Raw genomic sequence first — 4,304 nt, 5'->3', positions numbered from 1 at the left:
GGTCTGGGCCGGTTCTACGCCTCCCTGGGTGAGCTGTGGGTCCGGGGTGTGGAGGTCGACTGGACGCCGGCGTTCGCGGGGCATGCGCCCAAGAGTGTCGAGTTGCCGACGTATGCCTTCCAACGGCAGCACTACTGGCTGGAGCCGAGCCGTGAGGTCGACCCGGCGTCGATGGAGTCCGATGCCGTTGACATGGAGTTCTGGGACACGGTCGAGGGCGAGGACCTCGAAGGCCTTGCCGAGACGCTGGGCCTGGCGGATCAAGAGGCGCTGGGTGAGGTGCTGCCCGCGCTGTCGTCCTGGCGCAAGGGTCGTCAGCAGCGGTCCATGCTCGACAACTGGCGCTACCGCGTCGTATGGCGGCCCCAGGCCCTGCCCGCCGCTGACGCCGGCCTGGACGGCACCTGGCTCGTCGTGATCCCCGAAGGCCACGAAGACGACGGCTTCGTACAGAACGCCATCGGTGTGCTGCAGGCGTCGGGCGCCCGGATCAGCGAGTTCACCGTGCCTGCCGGTGCCGACCGTGCCGAGCTGGCCGGACGACTCGTCGCCGAGCTGGACACGGACGAACCTCTGGGCGGGATCCTCTCCCTGCTCGCGCTGAACGACCGGGACAGTGACCGCAGCCCCGGTGTCTCCTGCGGCCTGCTCGGCACGGTGGCGCTGGCACAGGCTCTGGACGACACGGGGCTGCACGGGCGGCTGTGGTGTGTCACCCGAGGAGCCGTTTCCACGGGTCCCGACGACATCGTCACGCATCCCGCGCGGGCGGCGGTCTGGGGGCTGGCGCGCGTGATCGGCCTCGACACCCCGGACCGCTGGGGCGGCCTGGTCGACCTTCCGGCCACCGACGGAGCGTCCGGCCTGAAGCAACTTCCCGGCCTGCTCGCGGGCGTCGGGACGGCGGACGTGAACGGCGGCGGCAGGGAAACGGAGTTCGCGGTGCGACCGGCCGGGATCCTCGGGCGACGTATGGTGCGCTTCCCGGTCAAGCTCTCCGACAAGCGCTCCGACAATCTCGCCGACAAGCCCTCCGGCATGTCATCCACCGCAGCCGCTGCGGCCGAGCCCTCCTCTGCCGCGGGCGACTTGTGGCAGCCGCGAGGCACCGTGCTCATCACCGGTGGGACCGGTGCGCTGGGATCACATGTCGCCCGCGCACTGGCTCGCGACGGTGCCGAACACCTGCTACTGACCAGCCGACAGGGGAGTGACGCCCCAGGCGCAGCGGAACTGCGGCGCGAACTCACCGAATTGGGCTGCCGCGTGACCATCGCGCCCTGCGACGTGGCCGACCGTGCCGCACTCGCCGCGGTGATCGGCGCCGTTCCCGGTGACCTTCCGCTGACGGCCGTCGTACACACGGCGGGAGCGGTCGACGCGGCACGGCCGCTGGCCGACCTCTCCGAGGACGACGTCGTGGCCCTCCTGCGCGCCAAGGTCACCGGTGCCCTGAACCTCGACGAACTGCTCGCCGACCACTCACTGGAGGCCTTTGTCCTCTTCTCCTCGGGAGCCGGCGTCTGGGGCAACGGCGGGCAGGCCCCGTACGCGGCGGCCAACGCCCACCTCGACGCACTGGCCGAGCGCCGACAGGCGCAGGGACTGCCGGCGACCTCGATCGCCTGGGGGGCCTGGGCCGGCGGCGGCATGGTGGATGTGACGGTCGCCGAGCAGCTGAGCCGTCGGGGCGTCTCGCCGATGGAACCGGAACCGGCGGTGCGCGCCCTGCGGGAGGCGGTGGCGGGGCGGGAGACCACGCTCGTCGTCGCTGACATCCGGTGGGACCGCTTCGTGCCCGCCTACTGCGCCCACGGGCACCGCCCCCTCTTGGACGAGGTGCCCGAGGTGCGGCAGCTGCTCGACCGGCAGCGAGCAGAGCAGACCGCGGGGGCCGAGGAACGGAGCGACGCGCCGTCCGCCCTGCTGCGGGAGCTCGCGGAGCTGCCGGAGGCCAAGCGGGTGCGTCGGCTCGTCGGCCTGGTCCGCACCCACGCCCGAGCGGTGCTGGGGCACGCCACGGCGGACACGGTCAAGGCCGGCCAGGCCTTCCGCGACATGGGCTTCGATTCCCTGACCGCCGTCGAGCTGCGCAACCGGCTCGGCGCCGACTTCGGCACCAAACTCTCGGCGACCGTCGTGTTCGACTATCCGACACCGAACGCGCTGGCCGAGCACCTGAACGCAGAGCTCCTGCGGCCCGCCGCCGGACCCGTCGGCGCCGTACCCGCAGGGCTGGAACAGGTGGAGGCCGCGCTGCGGCAGGCGACGGATCCCGCCGCCCGCCAGGCCTTCGCCGATGGGCTGCGCGCCCTGCTGGACACGTGGGCGGACATCGGCGACAGCCCGCAGGAACCGACTGTGGACGAAGAACTGATCACTGCTTCCGACCAGGACATGTTCGACCTGATCGACAGGGAACTCGGGATTTCCTGAACCGACACCCCGTCACGACATCTCGTCATGACATCGCGTCACGACACACCTCGTCACGACATCCCGATTCTCGAAGGGTTGGCTCCCCCATGCACAACGAGGACAAGCTCCGCGACTACCTCAAGCGCGTCACCACGGAGCTGCGGCAGACCCGCAACAAGCTCGCGGAGGTCGAGGCACGCGAACAGGAGCCGATCGCCATCGTGGCGATGGCCTGCCGCATGCCCGGGGCAGTGGACACCCCCGAGAAGCTGTGGCAACTCGTCGCCGAGGGCACCGACACCGTCTCGGCCATGCCCACCGACCGTGGCTGGGACGTGGAGTCGCTGTACGACCCGGACCCCGACCGGTCCGGAACCAGCTACGTGCGTGACGGCGCCTTTCTCCACGGCGCGGCCGAATTCGACGCGGGCTTCTTCGAGATCTCCCCCCGTGAGGCGATCGCGACCGACCCGCAGCAGCGCCTCCTCCTGGAGACGACATGGGAGGCCTTCGAGCGGGCGGGCATCAACCCGGATTCCCTGCGCGGCAGCAAGACGGGCGTCTTCATCGGGGCGAGTAACCAGGGCTACGCGGCCGAGGGCAGCAACGCGCCCGACGGCGTCGAGGGTCACCTGCTGACCGGCGGGTCCGCCGCCGTGCTGTCGGGCCGCATCGCGTACAGCTTCGGCCTGGAAGGACCTGCGGTCAGCATCGACACGATGTGCTCGTCGTCGTTGGTGGCCCTGCACCTGGCGGTCCAGTCGCTACGCATGGACGACTGCTCGATGGCCGTGGCCGGCGGTGCCACCGTCATGGCCACCCCGCGCAACTTCGTGGAGTTCAGTCGTCAGCGCGGGCTGGCTCCGGACGGCCGGTGCAAGCCGTTCGCCGCCGGTGCCGACGGCACGGGCTGGGGCGAGAGTGTGGGCGTGCTGCTGCTGGAGCGGTTGTCGGATGCGCGGCGTCGTGGGCATCGGGTGTTGGCGGTGGTGCGGGGTTCGGCGGTGAACCAGGACGGTGCGTCGAATGGTCTGACGGCTCCGAATGGTCCGTCTCAGCAGCGGGTGATCCGGGCGGCGTTGGCTAACGCGGGGTTGTCGGCGGCGGATGTGGATGTGGTGGAGGCGCATGGTACGGGGACGCGGCTGGGCGATCCGATCGAGGCGCAGGCGTTGATCGCGACGTATGGGCAGGAGCGGGCGGAGGGCCGTCCGTTGTGGCTGGGGTCGGTGAAGTCCAACATCGGTCATACGCAGGCTGCTTCGGGCATCGCCGGTGTGATCAAGACAGTCGGGTCACTCCGGCAGGGCGTCCTCCCGAAGACCCTGCACCTCGACGAGCCCTCGCCGCACGTCGACTGGTCGGCAGGCACCGTCCGGCTGCTGACCGACACCGTCGAGTGGCCGGAGACCGGCCGCCCGCGGCGGGCCGGTGTGTCGTCGTTCGGCGGCAGCGGTACGAACGTGCATGTCGTCCTGGAACAGCCGGAGCCGGTGGAGGAGCCGTCCTCGTCGGCGGAACCGGACGGTGGTGTGGTGGTGCCGTGGGTGGTGTCGGCGCGTTCGGCGGCGGCGCTGCGCGAGCAGGCCGGGCGGCTCGTGGAGCGCGTGGAAGAGAACGATCTCGACCCGCTGGACGTCGCACACGCCCTGACCACCACGCGAGCGGCCCTGCAGGAGCGCGCCGTGGTGGTCGGCGACGACCGTGACCAACTGCTCGACGGACTGCGGTCGCTGGCTGCCGGGGAGATCCCGCGTGGCGGGGCGCGCGGGGTCGCCGAGGGCTCCGAGGGCGACATCGAAACGGTGTTTGTGTTTCCGGGGCAGGGGGCGCAGTGGGTGGGGATGGCGGTGGAGTTGTTGGATTCCTCGCCGGTGTTCGCTGCG

2 protein-coding genes are annotated in these 4,304 nt (G+C 71.0%); both read left to right on the top strand.

Annotation, left to right across the window (positions count from 1 at the left end; translation table 11 throughout):
* Positions 1-2,436: SDR family NAD(P)-dependent oxidoreductase (locus FGD71_RS04885; protein ID WP_119099134.1), on the top strand; the 2,436-nt coding region annotated here is incomplete at its 5' end.
* Positions 2,437-2,525: 89 nt separating this feature from the next.
* Positions 2,526-4,304, top strand: a 1,779-nt coding sequence (locus FGD71_RS04880; protein ID WP_119099133.1) for a type I polyketide synthase, incomplete at its 3' end; no start/stop codon positions are given.

Source organism: Streptomyces sporangiiformans, assembly GCF_005768555.2.
In the GTDB taxonomy this organism is placed as follows: Bacteria; Actinomycetota; Actinomycetes; order Streptomycetales; family Streptomycetaceae; genus Streptomyces; species Streptomyces sporangiiformans.
Note: the sequence above shows the minus strand (reverse complement) of the source record. Positions and strands in the feature narration are given on the sequence as shown.